The following is a 16,771-nucleotide window of genomic DNA, read 5'->3' on the forward strand; positions in this document are numbered from 1 at the left end:
ATTAATTTATCCCGAAAAGATTTCGTTACTGCAAGCAACTTTGCAAAGATTTGCGAGACTTCCGTCACAAATTAGTTATACTGTTTCACACATAACAAGTTTGACCACCTAAGGAGTTCGCGAACATGACCGAAGCCCCTGCTCAGGCCTCTTCCGCCTTTGAGACGAAAGCCTGGCTCCAGTACTACCCTGAGTGGACTAAACCTAATCTGGACTACGGCACCGAAACGCTTTTGGACTCCTACCGAGAGACCGTGGAGGAATTCGGCGACAGGCCGGCGACGTGGTTCTTCGGTCACCAGATGACCTACCGCGAACTCGATACCCACGTGCGCGCCGCCGCAGCGGGCCTCAAGGCCTTTGGCATCCGTCCTGGTGATCGCGTCGCCGTAGCACTGCCCAACTGCCCCCAACACGTGGCGGTGTTCTACGCCATCCTGAAACTGGGGGCGACCGTCGTGGAGCACAACCCGCTCTACACCGCGGCTGAGCTCGAGCCCCTCTTCCAGGATCACGCCACCCGCGTGGCCGTGGTCTGGGATAAGGCGAGCCCCACCTTTGAGAAGCTTCGCGATTCTACGCCACTCGAAACGATTGTTACGGTCAACATGATCGAGGCCATGCCGCGCCGCAAGCAGCTGCTGTTACGCTTGCCGCTTCCCTTCATCAAGGACAAGCGCGCGGAGCTCTCAGTTGCCGCTCCCAATACCGTGCCGTGGAACGTGCTCACGGGGCGCGCCATCGGCGGGCAGGGCCAGAAGCTGGAAGATGCCAAGGTCAGCCGGGAGGACACCGCGCTGATCCTGTACACCTCCGGAACCACCGGCAGGCCCAAAGGTGCGGAGCTGACCCACTCCAACCTGTATTGCAACATGAAGATGGCGGAAGCGTGGGTGCCCGAATTGGGCAAGAAGCCCGAGCGCATGCTCGCCACCCTCCCCCTCTTCCACGTCTATGGACTCACCCTCATCGCCGCCCTCGGCGTGCACATTGGTGGCGAACTCGTGCTCACCCCAGCTCCCAAGGTGCCGCTTCTTCTCGAGATCATGAAGAAGCGCCGCCCTACTTGGATGCCGGGCGTGCCCACGATCTACGCCAAGGTCATGGAAGCGGCCCAGGAACGGGGCATCGATCTGCACGGCATCGAGAACAGCCTGTCGGGCGCAGCGGCACTACCGGCGGAGATCGTTGAGGAATGGGAAACGGTCACCGGCGGCCTGCTCGTAGAAGGCTACGGGCTCACGGAAACCTCGCCGATCGTGGCCGCGAACCCGCTCAACAAGAACCGCCGCCCCGGCTATATCGGCATCCCCTTCCCGGATACCGAGGTGCGCATCGGCAACCCAAACAACCTCGATGAAACCCAGCCGGATGGCACCGCGGGCGAGCTCCTCGTGCGCGGACCGCAGGTATTCAAGGGCTACTTCAACATGCCGGAAGCCACCGAGCAGGCTTTCCACGACGGCTGGTACCGCACGGGCGACATGGCAGTTATGGAGTCCGATGGCTTCATCAAGATCGTCTCCCGCATCAAGGAAATGATCATTACCGGCGGCTTTAATATTTACCCGGCCGAGGTGGAAGACGTGATCCGCCAGCACCCAGACGTCACCAACGTGGCTGTCGTTGGCCGTCCGCGTGCGGATGGATCCGAGGACGTCGTGGCCTGCATCATCCTGGAGGACGGCGCGGTGCTCGACCCGGAGGGTCTCAAGGACTACTGCCGCGAGCGCCTGACCCGCTACAAGGTGCCGCGCACCTTCTACCACTTCGAGCACCTGGCCTCCGACCAGCTGGGGAAGGTCCGCCGCCGCGAGGTGCAGAAGGACCTTTTGAAGCTGCTCGGAGAACAAGCACCGGCCTAGGCAGCCCGGTCGATATAGCGCATCACGCGCGTGGGATTGAAGGTTCGGTAGAAGGCCTCACCTGCTCCGACAAGCTGGCTCACCAACGTGCTGAGCTGACAATCTAGCTGCTCGTCGGTGTAGCCCCACTTCGTGGGAATACGGGCCGTGGTCACCAGCACGAGGTCCTGCTCTTCGGCGCCGTCGAGGTTCACCGCCTCGATGCGCGCTGAGTAGGCGTACTGATCATCGTTCATAAACTCAGCCCAGCGCACGAGCGCATCAAGGTCGCACGCACAGCGGCCGGAGGGCGTGACGAGGCGGAGTTCAATATCCCCGGAGCCATCACGAGCGGATTCAATAGTGATCGCGTGTTCATTGATGAGGATGCTCACGACCCCATTCCGGTGGTCCACCACGTGAACGGGCGTGCCGATCATTGCCAGGCGCGTGGCGCGCTCGTACACTCGCCACATCCCCACCGCTGAAACCCCATAGGCCTCGCTGAAATAGTGGGGCGATACCGGCTTAAGCCCAGACCCCTTCCGTGGCTTGGAGGGCTCTTCCGGAAACTGCTCATCCAGGCGCGCGAAGACCGCCGACATTTCGGCCGCATAGCCCGCGATAATGCTCTTGAGCTGGGCATTCGTGGCCGTCGACGGCAGATAAGGCGGCGCGAGGACCAGCAGGTGGGTATGCATAGTGGAGCTTCCGCAGGGCTCGGCAACGAGGTTGCCAGAGAGTCCACCGCCGTTGAGATCATTGACCTCCATGCGCAAAGGCTGCCGGTCCGGGTTGAACCGCACTGCACCGCCCCAATACCCGAAGACACAGAGGCCGCCCTTGTCCTCGTTGACGTCGATGCTTAAGAGCCCGCCGGCAATTCTGATGGTGGGCAAGCCGGTGGAGGAATCTTCCTCCAGCTTTCCGGCCAGCTTGGTCATAGTTTTGATTACTCGGCTTTTGCTGAGCCGAGCTGGTGTCTTGTTTGTTTTCTCGGTTGCTGATTGAGACATAGTCCCCCCTTGTTTTTCTTTTCTTTCATGCTGCGCGAACCGATGCTGAGCCACCCCTGCTCCTCCCCGAGCCGCTGCAGTGAGGCCAAGAATACAAAAGGTTGCGCAACTTCGCGCGGCGGAGACGCGGCGAGTACCCCCACAACCCAAACGTGAGAAAAACCTCACATTTTCCGCGCGGGAGACACCTATGCGCAAGGGCTTCGACTACGGTGGCTCATCATGATTGTTCTGTAGGGCTAACTAAGTCTGCCCGCAGCTCTTCATCACACCGTTCCCCATCAGCTCAAAAGAGGAAAGATGCCTGTAACTATGCTGCATTCCATGCCCCGCCCGGCCGTGCTTTTCGCCGGACAAGGCTCCGATTGGCAAGGTTTCATCGCCACCGCCGCGCAGACTGCCGCCACTGCCGAATCCCTACGTGAGGCCCTCGCCCAAGCCCGCAGCCTCACCGGCCCCGCCGCACGCACCATCGCCTCCACCTGCCCCGGCGCGCTGGAGCGCCTCGAGCAGCTCATCGCTGGTTCCACCGAGTCCACTACCCTCGACTCGCTGCCTGCGGTATCCATCCCGGGCATCGTCCTGGGCCAGATTGCCGCCATCGAGCAGCTGCGTGACCTAGGCGTCGACATCGATGAGCGCGCTGGGCATTCGCAGGGAAGCTTGGGCGCGTTGGCCGTCGACAAGCCGGCGCACGCCCTCGCCCTGGCCATCCTGATGGGGACCGCTGCCAGTGCGGTCAATGGCTCCGATCCGCGCTCCCAGATGCTGTCTGTCCGTGGCCTGGAGCGCGGCTTCGTCACTGAGCATCTGCACGGCACCGCCGCCATCGCCGTGGTCAACGGCCGCCGCCACTTCGCACTTTCCGGCAGCCCGGAGGACCTGGCCGCCACCCGCACCGCCATCGAGGAGGCCGTCAAGGGCTTCAACGCCGAGCTGGAGAAGCGCACCATCGGCGGCGATGAGCTCAGCCCTCGTTTCGATGAGCTGCCCGTGGCCCTTCCCTTCCACAACCCGGTGCTGGCCATGGCGGCCGAGCGCACCGTGGCGCTGGCTCAGAAGTGCGGCCTCGACGTGGATGAGGCCCGCGCGCAGGCCGAGGCCATCCTGGTCAACGAACATGATTGGCCGGCCACGCTGGCCGCACTCAACTCCGAGCACCTCATTGTCCTGGACCGCGCGCTGACCACCCTCACCCGCCGCGTCGTGGAGGGAACGGGTGTCACGGTGATCTCGGCCGCCACCCCGCAGGAGGTCAATGCGCTGGCCACACCAGGCACTGAACTGCCCAAGGCTCTGAACTACGCCGACTTCGCCCCGCGCACCATCGAGCTCCCGAACGGGCGCACCTATACCCAGACCCGCTTCTCCGACCTCACGGGCCTCTCCCCCATCATGCTGGGCGGCATGACGCCGACGTCTGCTGATGGAGAGATCGTGGCCGCGGCGGCCAACGCCGGACACTGGACGGAGATGGCCGGCGGCGGCATGTACTCCGATGAGGTCTTCCGCTCGCACCTGGCCACCATGGAAAAGCACCTGCGCCCCGGACGCACGGCACAGTTCAACACCATGTTCTTCGACCGCTTCCTGTGGAACCTGCACTTCGGCCAGGCGCGCATCGTGCCCAAGGCCCGCGCGGCCGGTGCGGCTTTCAACGGCGTGTGCATCTCCGCCGGTATTCCGGAGGTAGAGGAAGCCGGCGAGCTGCTGGACCGCCTCCACGCCGACGGTTTCCCTTTCATCTCCTTCAAGCCCGGTACCGCAAAGCAGATCCGGGATGTGCTGGCCATCGCCACGGCCTACCCGGAGGACCGCATCATCATGCAGGTCGAGGACGGCCACGCCGGCGGCCACCACTCCTGGGTCAACCTGGATGACATGCTGCTGGATACCTACGCCGAAATCCGCCAGCACCCCAACGTCTACCTGGCAGTCGGCGGCGGCATCGCCTCTCCGGACCGCGCCACCTCCTACCTCACCGGCGAGTGGGCGATAAAGCACGGCCTGCCCGCTATGCCTGTCGACGCCGTCTTCATCGGCACCGTCGCCATGGCCACCAAGGAAGCTAAGGCCACCGATTCGGTGAAGGACCTGCTGGTCAATACCACCGGCATTTCCCCAGAGGACAATGATGGCTGGGTCGGCCGCGGAACCGGAGCGCATGGCGTGGCGTCCTCCCAGTCCCACCTGCTGGCGGACATCCACGACCTGGATAATTCCTTCGCGGCGGCCTCGCGCCTGATTACTTCCCTGAGCATCGAGGACTACCCGGCGCACCGCCAGGAGATCATCGATGCCCTGGCCAAGACCTGCAAACCCTACTTCGGCGATGTGGAATCCATGACCTACGCCGAGTGGCTGGAGCGCTTCGTGGAGCTGGCCCACCCGTTCGTGGATCCCAGTTGGGATGACCGCTTCCTCGATCTCCTCCACCGCGTCGAAGCCCGCCTGAACCCGGCTGACCACGGCCAGATTGAAACCTTCTTCACCAGCGTTGAGGACGTCCACGATGCCCCGCGGGCCGTCGCTAAGCTGCTGGCCGAATACCCCGCCGCACGTACCACCGAGGTCTCCGCGCGCGATGCCGCCTGGTGGATTTCGCTGCACTACAAGCACGTCAAGCCCATGCCGTGGGTGCCCGCCATCGATGGCGACCTCAAGAGCTGGTTTGGCAAGGACACGTTGTGGCAGGCCCAGGATGAACGCTATACCGCCGACCAGGTGCGCATCATCCCGGGCCCGGTAGCCGTGGCAGGCATTACCAAGAAGAACGAGCCGGTGGCGGACCTGCTTGCCCGCTTCGAACAGGCCACCACGGATGCGCTACTGGAACAGGGCTCGACCCCTCAGAAGGCCTTCTCCCGCCTGAATTCCGCCGCCGATGAGGCCGCGTTCCTGCGTACTTCTCCTACCCTGTTGTGGCACGGCCACCTCATGGCCAACCCAGCCTATGAGATGGATGAGAACGCCTTCGACCTGCGCCAGGATACCGAGGGTAACTGGGAAATCGTCATCACGGCGGACTCCTACTGGGATGACCTGCCTGAGGAGCAGCGCCCCTTCTACGTCCGCGAGGTCACCGTCCCTGTGGACTTGCCGGAAGATGTAGCCACGGGTGGCTCCCCGGTGGTCTCCGAGGAGCGCCTACCCAACTCCGTCTTCACCCTCTTGGAGGGGCTGGCCGGTGTCGGCTCCACCGCGGAGCAGGGCGATGAGATCACGGAGATGCCCACCGTCGAGTCCGGCTACTCCTTCCACTTCCCTGCTTCGCTGCTCTCCGCTCACAGCGCGGTGACCTGTGGCGATGCTGCAGCCGAGAAGGCCGGCACCCCGGATGTGCTTGTCGGCCCCTGCTGGCCGGCCATCTATGCCGCACTCGGCTCCGGCCGCCTGAAGGACGGCTACCCGGTCATCGAGGGCCTTCTCAACGCGGTGCACCTGGACCACGTCATCGACGTGCGCGTGCCGCTGGAGCAGCTTGCCGACGGCCGCCAGATCGACGTCACCTCCTCCTGCACCGCCATCGAGGAATCCGTTTCCGGGCGCATCGTGACGGTTGAGCTCGAGCTCAAGGACCACGCTTCCGGTGATGTCGTGGCCACGCAGATGCACCGCTTTGCCATCCGCGGCCGCGCCACCGGCACCGCCGCGCCGAGCCAGGCACCGGAGTGGGGCGGCGGCAAGTCCGCCACCAAGGTGGTGCCGACGCCGCGCTCCTTCGTCGACCGCGCCACCGTCACCGCCCCGCAGGACATGACGCCCTTCGCGCTGGTCTCCGGCGACTATAACCCGATCCACACCTCCTATAACGCAGCTCAGCTGGTCAACCTGCAGGCACCACTGGTGCACGGCATGTGGCTCTCGGCCGCCGCGCAGCAAGTGGCCGGACGCCACGGCCGCGTGGTGGGCTGGACCTACTCCATGTACGGCATGGTGCAGTTGGGCGATGACATCGAGGTCACCGTCGAACGCGTCGGCCGCAAGGGCATCCACCAGGCCCTCGAGGTCACCTGCCGCATCGAGGGCGAGGTGGTCTCCCGCGGCCAGGCGCTGCTCGCCGCGCCGACCACGGCGTATGTCTACCCCGGCCAGGGCATCCAGGCCGAAGGCATGGGCAAGGGCGACCGCCAGGCCTCCCCGGCAGCGCGCGAAGCGTGGCGCCGCGCGGATGCGCATACCCGCGAAAACCTGGGCTTTAGCATCCAGAAGATCATCGATGAGAACCCAACGGAGCTCACCGTTCGCGGCACCACCTTCCGCCACCCACAAGGCGTGCTGCACCTGACCCAGTTCACGCAGGTGGCCCTGGCCGTGGTGGCCTATGCCCAGACCGAGCGCCTGCGCGCCGAGGACGCCTTGGCCCCCACCTCCTACTTCGCCGGCCACTCCCTGGGCGAGTACACCGCGCTGGCCTCGCTGGCGAATATCTTTGACCTCGAAGGTGTCATCGACATCGTCTACTCCCGCGGCTCCGCCATGGGCAACCTGGTCCCGCGCGATGCGGAGGGCAACTCCGAGTACGCCATGGCGGCACTGCGCCCGAACATGGCCGGCATTGATGCCGACAACGTCGACGCCTGGGTGGCTGAGGTCGCCGCAGCCACCGGCGAGTTCCTGGAGATTGTTAACTACAACATCCGCGGCCAGCAGTACTCCGTCGCCGGCACCAAGAAGGGGCTCAAGGCCCTGGTGGACAAGGCCAATGCCATCGCCCCGCGCGCAGCCGTCATGGTCCCGGGCATCGACGTTCCTTTCCACTCCCGCGTGCTGCGCGAGGGCGTTCCGGCCTTCGCGGAGAAGCTCGATGAGCTGCTGCCGCAGGAGTTGGATCTGGACGCCCTGGTAGGCCGCTATATCCCGAACCTGGTGGCCCGCCCCTTCGAGCTCACCCAGGACTTCGTCGACGCCGTGGCCCCGCTGGCGCCCTCCGGCAAGTTGGACGGGCTGAAGGTGGAGGACCTCTCCGAGCACGAGCTCGCCCGCCTGCTGCTCATTGAGCTGCTGTCCTGGCAGTTCGCCTCACCTGTGCGCTGGATTGAGACCCAGGAGCTCCTCTTTGGCAAGGTCGATCAGATCATCGAGGTCGGCCTGGCTTCTTCCCCGACGCTGACCAACCTGGCCACCCGCTCGCTAGCCGTCGCCGGAATCCCGGAAGGCACCATCCGCGTGCTCAACGTGGAGCGCGACCAAGAGCAGGTCATGCTTGCCGACGTCTCCGAAGCCCCCGCCGCCGCACCGGCTGCGGAATCCGACGCCGAAGAGGCACCGCAGGCGAGCGAAGCACCAACCGAGACTCCGGCTGAGGCAGCGCCGACTGCACCGACTCCTGCACCTACCGCCGCAACTGCGAGCGACGCCCCCGAGCTGCGCTTTGGCGCGGCTGAGGCAATCATGGTGCTCTTCGCCTTCCAGAACAAGATTCGCGTGGACCAGATCGCGGACTCCGACACCGTGGAGGAGCTGACCAACGGCGTATCCTCGCGCCGCAACCAGCTGCTCATGGACATGTCCGCGGAAATCGGCGTGCCGGCCATCGATGGCGCCGCCGATGCCGACGTGGCTACGCTGCGCGAGAAGGTCGCCACCGCCGCCCCGGGCTACTCCGCGTTCGGCCCGGTGCTGGGTGAGGCCGTCGGCGCGCGCCTGCGCCAGCTCTTCGGAGCTGCGGGCCTCAAGCCCACCGCCGTGGCGGACTACGTCACCGGCACCTGGGGACTGCCCGAATCCTGGGTTTCCCACGTCGAGGCGGAGATCCTGCTCGGCTCCCGCGAGGAGGACTCGGTGCGCGGCGGCTCGCTGAGCACCGTGCCGGCGAGTGCCACCTCGAAGTCCGCGGCGCATGAGCTTATCGACGCCGCCGTCCAGGCCGTCGCCGCTACCCACGGCGCGTCCGTCTCCAAGGGCGCAGCCGCCGGTGGCGCCGGTGGCGGTGCCGTGGTTGACTCCGCTGCTTTGGATGCCTTCGCCGAGACCGTCACCGGTGAGAACGGCGTACTGGCGACTGTCGCCCGCCAGGTTCTTTCCCAGCTGGGCTTGGGCCCCGAGCCGGAGCTCATCGAGGCACCTGATACCACCGTCATCGATGCCGTCGAGGCAGAGCTCGGCTCCGGCTGGCTCAAGTCCGTCACGCCTTCCTTCGATGCAAACAAGGCCGTGCTTTTCGACGATTCCTGGGCCATCGCCCGCGAGCGCCTCGCCCGCCTGGCGCTGAGCCAAGCCGAGTACCCGGTGGACAGCTTCCGCGGTGCCGGCGAGGATCTAGCTCGCCAGGCCCGCTGGTGGAAGCGCGGAGACATCGCGCAGGCCGCCGTGGACACCACCCCCGGCGCGTTCGCCGGTGAGGTCGCCCTGGTCACGGGTGCTGCCCCTGGTTCCATCGCCACCGCGCTGGTGGAGCGCCTGCTGGAAGGCGGCGCGACGGTCATCATGACTGCCTCGCGGGTGAGCCAAGCCCGCAAGGAGTTCGCGCGCACGCTCTACGCCGAGCACGGCGCTGCTGGTTCCGCCCTGTGGCTGGTCCCGGCGAACCTGTCGAGCTTCCGTGATATTGACGCCCTCATCGACTGGATCGGCACTGAGCAGCGCGAGTCCGTGGGCAACGAGGTCAAGATTCTCAAGCCTGCGCTGACCCCGACGCTGGCCTTCCCCTTCGCCGCGCCGAGTGTCTCCGGCTCGCTGGCGGATGCCTCCGGAACGACCGAGACGCAGGCCCGCCTGCTGCTCTGGTCCGTCGAGCGCACCATCGCGGGGCTGGCAAGGTTGAGCCAGGGGGACGTCGACAAGCGCTGCCATGTCGTCCTGCCGGGCTCGCCCAACCGCGGCACCTTCGGTGGCGACGGCGCTTACGGCGAGGTCAAGGCAGCACTCGATGCCATCCTCAACAAGTGGAAGGTCGAAGCCGGCTGGCCGCAGGGTGTCACTCTGGCACAGGCCAAGATCGGCTGGGTGGCTGGCACGCACCTCATGAGCGGCAACGATGGGCTGGTGCCCGCCGCCGAGAAGGCCGGCATCAAGGTGTGGAGCCCGGAGGAGATTTCCGCCGAACTCATGGACCTAGCCAGCGCCGACTCGCGCGAACAGGCAGCGCATGCCCCGGTGGAGAAGGACCTCACCGGCGGCTTAGAGGGCTTCTCCCTCCCCGAGCTTGCTGCCGGTGCGGAAACCGCTAACGCAGTTCCACACGAGGATAAGGACGCCCCCGCGACCATCACCGCGCTGCCCAACCAGGTACAGGCAGTACAGCCTGGCCTGGAGGAAGAAGTTGGCCAGGTCACCACGGACCTGGAGGACATGGTGGTCATCGCCGGCATCGGCGAGGTCTCCTCATGGGGTTCCGGCCGCACGCGCTTCGAGGCCGAGTTTGGCCTGCAGCGCGATGGTTCCGCGGAGCTCACCGCCGCCGGTGTGCTGGAGCTGGCCTGGATGACCGGACTGGTGGAATGGCGCGAGGATCCACACCCGGGCTGGTTCGTGGTGGAGAGCGATGAAGAGATCGCCGAGGAGGACATCTTCGAGCGCTTCCGCGATGAGGTCGTCGCACGCTCCGGCGTGCGCACGCTGACGGATAAGTACCACCTCACCGACCGCGGCTCCATCGACCTGACCACCGTCTTCCTGGACCGCGACGTCACCTTCACCGTGGATTCGGAGGCCACCGCCCGCGATATCCAAGAAGCGGACCCGGAGTTCGTCAGCATCGCCGAAGTGGACGGCGAGTGGCAGGTCACCCGCCGCCAGGGTGCCACCGTTAAGGTGCCGCGCAAGGCCACGCTGACCCGCACCGTCGCCGCGCAGATGCCGGATGACTTCGACGCCGCCAAGTGGGGAATCCCAGAGCACATGCTTGATTCCCTGGATCGCATGGCGGTGTGGAACCTGGTCAGCGCAGTGGATGCCTTCACCCAGGCCGGCTTCTCCCCGGCGGAGCTGCTGCGCTCCATCCACCCGGGCCAGGTGGCCACCACACAGGGCACCGGCATCGGTGGCATGGAGTCCCTGCACAAGGTCTTCGTCACGCGCTTCCTCGGTGAGGAGCGCCCGTCCGACATCCTGCAGGAGGCCCTCCCGAACGTCATCGCGGCGCACACCATGCAGTCCCTCGTGGGCGGCTATGGTTCCATGATTCACCCCATCGGTGCCTGCGCTACCGCAGCGGTGTCGATTGAGGAGGCCGTGGACAAGATTGCCCTGGGCAAGGCCGACGTGGTCGTGGCCGGCGGTATCGACGATGTCCAAGTGGAATCTCTCCAGGGCTTCGGCGACATGAACGCCACCGCGGAGACCGCAAAGATGACCGCCAAGGGAATCGATGATCGCTTCATCTCCCGCGCCAATGACCGCCGCCGCGGCGGCTTCCTCGAAGGCGAGGGTGGCGGCACGGTCCTGCTAGTTCGCGCCTCACTAGCAGCCGACTTAGGACTGCCGGTGCTCGCAGTGGTCGCGCACGCCGCCTCCTATGGCGACGGTGCCCACACCTCCATCCCGGCCCCTGGCCTGGGTGCGCTGGGTGCTGGCCGCGGCCGGGAGAACTCCCGCCTGGCGCGCTCGCTGCGCGGTCTCGGCCTGACCCCCAACGACGTCAGTGTCCTGTCCAAGCACGACACCTCCACCAACGCCAACGACCCCAACGAGTCGGAGCTGCACTCCCTGCTGTGGCCGGCGATTGGCCGCAATGAGGACCAGCCGATGTTCGTCATCTCCCAGAAGACGCTCACCGGGCACTCCAAGGCGGGTGCCGCGCTCTTCCAGACCGGCGGCATCATCGACGTCTTCCGCACGCACCGCATCCCGGCGAACGTGTCCCTGGACTGCGTCGACCCGCTCATCGCCCCGAAGGCGCCGAACCTGGTGTGGCTGCGCTCCCCGCTGGATCTCGCTGCGGCGGGCCACAGCGTGAAGGCCGCGGCGCTGACCTCGCTCGGCTTCGGCCACGTCAGCGCGCTCATCGTTTACGCCCACCCCGGCGTGTTCGAGCAGGCCGTGTCCCAGCAGCGCGGGGCGGACGCCGCCGCCTCGTGGCGTGAGCACGCCGAGCAGCGCCTGCGCGCCGGCCGCGCACACTTCGAGGCCGGAATGCTGGGCCGCGCCCCGCTCTTCGAGGTCATCGAAGGCCGCCGCCTCCCGACACAGGATGCCAAGGCCGCCGAGATTGCCATGCTTCTCGACGACTCCGCGCGCCTCACCGAAGACGGCACCTACCCCTCCGCCTAAGGCGCTAGCCCCTAACAACAAGCCCTAAGAACAAGCCGAGGACGTCCGCAAAGAAACGGGCCTCCTCGGCTTCTTTTTCTGCCTGCGCCCCTCGCCTCGTGATAGTTTTCACATAAGGCACCGTTTACTTGATTGCGAGACTTCCACGAACCAGAGGACGAAGCATGGATATTGAAAAATTCCTCATGACAGCTGTCGGCTCACTCAGCGTCATTTCCCTTGCCGGTTGGCTCATCGCTGATTACGAGTGGTCAACCAGGGCCACAACGGTTATGGGGTTTGGGTTCCTTATCTCGGCACTGATTGACAAGCGCAGGCAAGAAAAGGCCGCGGGCCAACGCCGGGTTCCAGAAGAATCTGCGCAGTAACCGCCCGACTTCACAACTGCCCTATCTGCCAAACTTATCGCCGATCCATGCAACGCGGGGGCAAGGTTTTGGCATCTAGGCGCGTTCTTCCTCTGGATCTTCTGCTGCCTCATCCTGCACCTGCCGCGCATTATCTGAAATCTCACGTGCCCTCTGCTCCAAGCTCTCCTGGGCGCGGGCCTGGGCTTGGGATGAATTCTCGGCGCGCGGCGGAGCTTGGATGAAACGCTCGGAGTGCAATCCCAGCTGCAGCTCCTTGGCGCGCAGCACCTCCGCATCAATCTTGATGCCGACGATCAGCACAGTGTTCATCAACCACGTGGCCACGAAGACCGCCATGACGGTGCTTAATGCACCATAGGCACTGGCCGCAGCAAGGTACTTCAGGTAGAGGCCTACCAAGCCCCAAGACGCAACCGTACCCACGAGCGCCACCACGGAACCGGAGGTTATCCACCTAAAGCGCCCGGGACGCACGTTGGGGCCGAAGTGATAGAGCACCGCGATAAGCGTGAGAACCACAACCACAGTGACTGGGAAGCGCAGCCAGTTCCACACCGGGAGGAAGATTCGTACCAAGTACGTGGCGGCATCCTCTAGTCCTACGGTGCGCGCAAGCGGAATCAGCCCTTCGTTAAGCACTGCATCACGCAGCAAGTTGGCAAAGAGCACGATGACCGCGCCGACCACGATGACTGCTGTCAGCCCCCACATCAGCGCCCACGTGCGGATGATGCCGCGGCCCTCCACCCGGCCATACACGGTATTGGCTGTCCGCGAGAAGGCCCGCACATACGCCGACGCCGAAAACAGTGAGATGGCCAGGGAGATGATCAGAGCCAACGTACCTTGCGCGCTGGAGCCGATAATCGTGCCGACGACCGTGTGGGCTTGCTCAGAAAGCGAACCGGGGACGTACTGTTCGATGAGCTCTGAGGTCAGCTTCTCTACTTCCGCTTGACGGGAGGAGAAGATAAGCGTAGCGATGGAATAGGCGGCCAGCACCGTGGGCGCAAAAGCCATAAGGGTGAAGTAGGTCATCCCGGCGGCACGGTCCATGAAGGCATCGTGGAAGAAGTCATTCCACGTGCGGCGGATGACCAGCCCCCAGCTCTCCTTGCGCAGACGGTTGCCTTTGGCGAGGGGGTTGTGCTCTTCATCGTGGCCCTGGACCTCCAGGACGGTCGAGCCTTTAAACGGCAAGATTGTCTCCGGCTCCTCGGCCGACATAGCGTTGCCGACAATCTCCTCTTCGCTCATATCTGACCAGCGTATGCGGCACAGCCCGCATTCAGGGGAAGGACACTCGGGCCACAGCCAGAGCCGTGGTTACACTGGGGAGGCATGACTGAGAAGAACACTGAGAACAAGATCAACGTAAAGTCCTTCGAACTCGATCACCGGCTTGTCGCCGCCCCCTATATCCGCGTCGCCGACCGCACCGACCTGGGCGGCGGGGTCGAGATTATCAAGTATGACCTGCGCTTCTGCCAGCCCAACAAAGAGCACCTCGGTACCGAAGCACTGCACTCGGTCGAGCACATGATGGCCAACTTCATGCGCAACTACACCGACAAGCTCATTGGTTTTGCCCCGATGGGCTGCCGTACCGGCTTCTACGCCATCACCAACGGCATGGAGCAGGATGAGCTGCTCCGCGCTGTCGACGGCGCGCTCAATGACATCCTCAATGCCACTGAGGTTCCCGCCGCCAACGAGGTGCAGTGCGGCTGGGGCGCCCACCACTCACTCGAGGGTGCACAGGAGGCCGCACGCAACTTCCTCGCGGCCAAGGAAGAGTGGCTCAACGTCATGGCCTAGCCACCCAAGTCCTTCTTAAATACTCACACCCAGCCAGATGGGCTCCGGCTCCAGCGTCACGCCGAAGGCCTTCTGAACCCCGGCGCGGATGTCGCGGGCCAGCGCAACGATATCGTCCGCAGTGGCCTCACCGCGGTTGGTCAGCGCCAGGGTGTGCTTGGTGGACAAGGTTGCCTTCGCACCCGATTCTTCACCCGGGTAGCCCTTGGCAAAGCCGGCGCGCTCGATGAGCCAGGCGGCGGAGAGTTTTTCCATCTTCCCCGACGTGGTGCCGCTTGCCGGCACCACGTGTCGCGGCATGCGGTCGGCATCCTCGTCGCCACGGGCGGCGCGGACGGCTTCCTGGATGGAATCGGCAAGCTCGGGCTCGACGATGGGGTTGGTGAAGAAGGAACCGGCCGACCATGTGTCGTGGTCTTCTGGGTCAAGCACCATGCCCTTGCCGCGGCGCAGCTTCAGTACGTCCTCGCGGACCTCGGCCACGGGGCGGCGCTCACCGGGGTTCTGGGTGAGCTGGCCAAAGCGCAGGGGCCTCGACAGGCCGTCGGTAGTTAGCTGCAGCTCGACGGCCAGCACCACGCCGCGCCCGGTGAACTTCAGGTTGGAGTAGCGATAGGCCAGCTCCAGGTCCGCGGCCGGCACCCACGTCGCGGTCCGGGTAGCGCGCTCGTAGAGATAGACCTGCGTGAGGACGTCGGAGGTCTCCGCGCCATAGGCGCCGACATTCTGCACCGGCACGGCACCCGCATTGCCCGGGATCCCGGAAAGGCACTCGATGCCGCCCAGGCCGCAGTCCACGGACAAAGCCACGACGTCATCCCACACCGCGCCCGCATCAGCACGCACGAGGCCACTGGCCACGGAGACGTCGATGTCCTCAAAATCGAGGATGACCACCACGACATCCAGCTGACCTTCCGCCACCACAAGGTTGGAGCCACCGCCGACGACGAGGTAGTCCTGGGAGGCGTCGTCAAGCGCTGCCAGCGCAGCGATGGCGGCCTCAGCGCTGGCGCAGCGCACCGTCACCAGCGGGGCACCGCCGATGCGCAGCGTCGTGAGATCGGCGAAGGTGGTCTCGGAATCAAGCGTGACTCCGTCAATATCAGCGAGGGTCAGGAATTTATCTAGCACGTCTACCAAGGTAGTCTGTAACTCATGTCAACCCGTAGCGAAAACACCGTGATCATCAACCAGCCCATCGATAAGGTGCACAAGGCACTGTCCACCCAGGAGTACTGGGACTTCATCGTGGCCAAGCTCTCCCCGGAACCGGGCACCGTGCACGAGTTCACCGGCAACACCGCCGTGCTCTACGAGATTCTTCCGACCTCCCTCCTCCCGGAGGCCGTCCGCGCTATGGTCTCCCAGGACCTCAAGGAGAAGCGCACCGTGACCATCGGCGAGGTTGTCGATGATCAGATGTCCGTCTCCTTCACCGCTGACGTCAAGGGCACCCCGGTCGACTTCAAGGGCGACATCACCTACAAGGGCCAGGGCGAGTCCACCGCTCTGGATTACGTCTCTGAGGTTTCCGTCAACATCCCGATGATGGGCGCTGCCATCGAACCGAAGGTTGCTGAGGCTCTGCAGGAGCTCTACACCAACGAGGGCAAGCTCACCGAAGAGTGGATCTCCAACAACCTCTAAACAGCTCTCTACAACGCAGTTGTTGCCATGGCCGATCACGCGCATAACCTGAAGGCTCAGGAAAGCGCTGGTCGGCCTTTTGGCGTTATTACCCGCGGCACCACTAATCCCAACCGCCTGCGCCGCTGCGATCGCTGGATGGTGGCGCACCCGGAAATCTCCTCGCTGCTGCGTTCCACTAAGGAACCGCTGGCTCTCGACGTCGGCTACGGCGCCTCCCACACCACCACGGTGGAGTGGGCCGGGTGGCTGCGCAACGTCAATCCTCACACCCGGGTGACGGGTCTGGAGATTTCCCCCGAGCGCGTCCTGCCGCCGCGCGATGGCGTGGCCTTTGAGCTCGGAGGCTTCGAGCTGGCCGGCTACCACCCGCAGCTGGTGCGGGCCTTCAACGTGCTGCGCCAGTACGACGTGGACCAGGTAGAGAAAGCCTGGAACACCGTGACCTCGCGCTTGGCACCGGGCGGCTTCTTCGTGGAGGGAACCTGCGACGAGCTGGGGCGCAGGGCTGCCTGGGTGCTTCTCGACGCCTCCGGCCCACGCACCCTAACCCTCGCCTGGGATCCCTTCGACGTTGCGCGCCCCAGCGATATCGCGGAGCGCCTGCCCAAAATCCTCATCCACCGCAACGTGCCGGGCGAGCCGATCCACGAGCTCTTGCAGGCGGCCGACGCCGCCTGGGACCGCGCCGCCGGCTGGTCTCCTTATGGCCCGCGAGTGCGCTGGCGCATGGCGCGCGAAGAACTCCGGCAGACAGTTCCCATCCATCCGGTACACCGCCGCCTGCGGGATAACGTGCTCACAGTGGATTGGAACCTGGTAGTTGGCCATCTTTAAGCCGGTGCGCCACACTAGTAGT

Annotated in this window: 9 protein-coding genes; 6 read left to right on the top strand and 3 right to left on the bottom strand. The window is 64.9% G+C overall.

The features are described from left to right. Positions 1–125 precede the first annotated feature (125 nt). A complete protein-coding gene (locus tag HMPREF2822_RS03750) occupies positions 126–1,865 on the top strand; it encodes a long-chain-fatty-acid--CoA ligase (RefSeq protein WP_070521134.1) in 1,740 nt (579 codons plus the stop codon). Here HMPREF2822_RS03750 and HMPREF2822_RS03755 read toward each other — a convergent pair. After that, positions 1,862–2,788 (bottom strand): hypothetical protein, encoded by a 927-nt coding sequence (locus HMPREF2822_RS03755; RefSeq protein ID WP_070521136.1) that lies wholly within the window; start codon positions 2,786–2,788, stop codon positions 1,862–1,864. The two genes, HMPREF2822_RS03750 and HMPREF2822_RS03755, sit on opposite strands and share 4 nt — an antisense overlap. A gap of 372 nt (positions 2,789–3,160) precedes the next feature. Between HMPREF2822_RS03755 and HMPREF2822_RS03760 the strand changes: the two genes are divergently transcribed. Beyond that, entirely contained in the window at positions 3,161–12,073 is an 8,913-nt protein-coding gene (locus tag HMPREF2822_RS03760; protein WP_070521139.1) for a type I polyketide synthase, read from the top strand. A 164-nt stretch (positions 12,074–12,237) separates the two neighbouring features. Then, positions 12,238–12,441 carry a hypothetical protein gene (locus HMPREF2822_RS03765; protein WP_070521142.1) on the top strand — a complete coding sequence of 68 codons (204 nt, stop codon included), beginning with the start codon at positions 12,238–12,240 and terminating at the stop codon, positions 12,439–12,441. 75 nt (positions 12,442–12,516) lie between these two features. On the opposite strand, the gene HMPREF2822_RS03770 is transcribed toward HMPREF2822_RS03765, so the two are convergent. Further along, on the bottom strand, positions 12,517–13,701 hold the full coding sequence (locus HMPREF2822_RS03770) for a YihY/virulence factor BrkB family protein (RefSeq protein WP_232755575.1): 1,185 nt from the start codon (positions 13,699–13,701) through the stop codon (positions 12,517–12,519). A gap of 84 nt (positions 13,702–13,785) precedes the next feature. Here HMPREF2822_RS03770 and HMPREF2822_RS03775 point away from each other — a divergent pair, with 84 nt between their 5' ends. Then, a complete protein-coding gene (locus HMPREF2822_RS03775; protein WP_070521145.1) occupies positions 13,786–14,262 on the top strand; it encodes an S-ribosylhomocysteine lyase in 477 nt (158 codons plus the stop codon). A gap of 15 nt (positions 14,263–14,277) precedes the next feature. On the opposite strand, the gene HMPREF2822_RS03780 is transcribed toward HMPREF2822_RS03775, so the two are convergent. Beyond that, positions 14,278–15,396: a UDP-N-acetylmuramate dehydrogenase gene (locus tag HMPREF2822_RS03780; protein ID WP_070521149.1), complete on the bottom strand. Its 1,119-nt coding sequence runs from the start codon at positions 15,394–15,396 to the stop codon at positions 14,278–14,280. A 24-nt stretch (positions 15,397–15,420) separates the two neighbouring features. Between HMPREF2822_RS03780 and HMPREF2822_RS03785 the strand changes: the two genes are divergently transcribed. Together HMPREF2822_RS03785 and HMPREF2822_RS03790 are read left to right on the top strand one after the other, a co-directional pair. Continuing rightward, positions 15,421–15,912, top strand: a complete 492-nt coding sequence (locus HMPREF2822_RS03785; RefSeq protein WP_070521152.1) for a DUF2505 domain-containing protein — start codon at positions 15,421–15,423, stop codon at positions 15,910–15,912. A gap of 27 nt (positions 15,913–15,939) precedes the next feature. Further along, positions 15,940–16,749, top strand: coding sequence for a class I SAM-dependent methyltransferase (locus tag HMPREF2822_RS03790; RefSeq protein WP_070521155.1), 810 nt, complete (start codon positions 15,940–15,942; stop codon positions 16,747–16,749). Positions 16,750–16,771 lie beyond the last annotated feature (22 nt).

Origin of the sequence: Corynebacterium sp. HMSC062E11 (assembly GCF_001811845.1) — a bacterium.
In the GTDB taxonomy this organism is placed as follows: Bacteria; Actinomycetota; Actinomycetes; order Mycobacteriales; family Mycobacteriaceae; genus Corynebacterium; species Corynebacterium hesseae.

What these genes read in the sequence shown, in the direction of transcription:
- HMPREF2822_RS03770 (WP_232755575.1), bottom strand. Translation starts at nt 13,701, where the DNA reads ATGAGCGAAGAGGAGATTGTCGGCAACGCTATGTCGGCCGAGGAGCCG.
- HMPREF2822_RS03775 (WP_070521145.1), top strand. Translation starts at nt 13,786, where the DNA reads ATGACTGAGAAGAACACTGAGAACAAGATCAACGTAAAGTCCTTCGAA.
- HMPREF2822_RS03750 (WP_070521134.1), top strand. Translation starts at nt 126, where the DNA reads ATGACCGAAGCCCCTGCTCAGGCCTCTTCCGCCTTTGAGACGAAAGCC.
- HMPREF2822_RS03765 (WP_070521142.1), top strand. Translation starts at nt 12,238, where the DNA reads ATGGATATTGAAAAATTCCTCATGACAGCTGTCGGCTCACTCAGCGTC.
- HMPREF2822_RS03760 (WP_070521139.1), top strand. Translation starts at nt 3,161, where the DNA reads ATGCCTGTAACTATGCTGCATTCCATGCCCCGCCCGGCCGTGCTTTTC.
- HMPREF2822_RS03755 (WP_070521136.1), bottom strand. Translation starts at nt 2,788, where the DNA reads ATGACCAAGCTGGCCGGAAAGCTGGAGGAAGATTCCTCCACCGGCTTG.
- HMPREF2822_RS03790 (WP_070521155.1), top strand. Translation starts at nt 15,940, where the DNA reads ATGGCCGATCACGCGCATAACCTGAAGGCTCAGGAAAGCGCTGGTCGG.
- HMPREF2822_RS03785 (WP_070521152.1), top strand. Translation starts at nt 15,421, where the DNA reads ATGTCAACCCGTAGCGAAAACACCGTGATCATCAACCAGCCCATCGAT.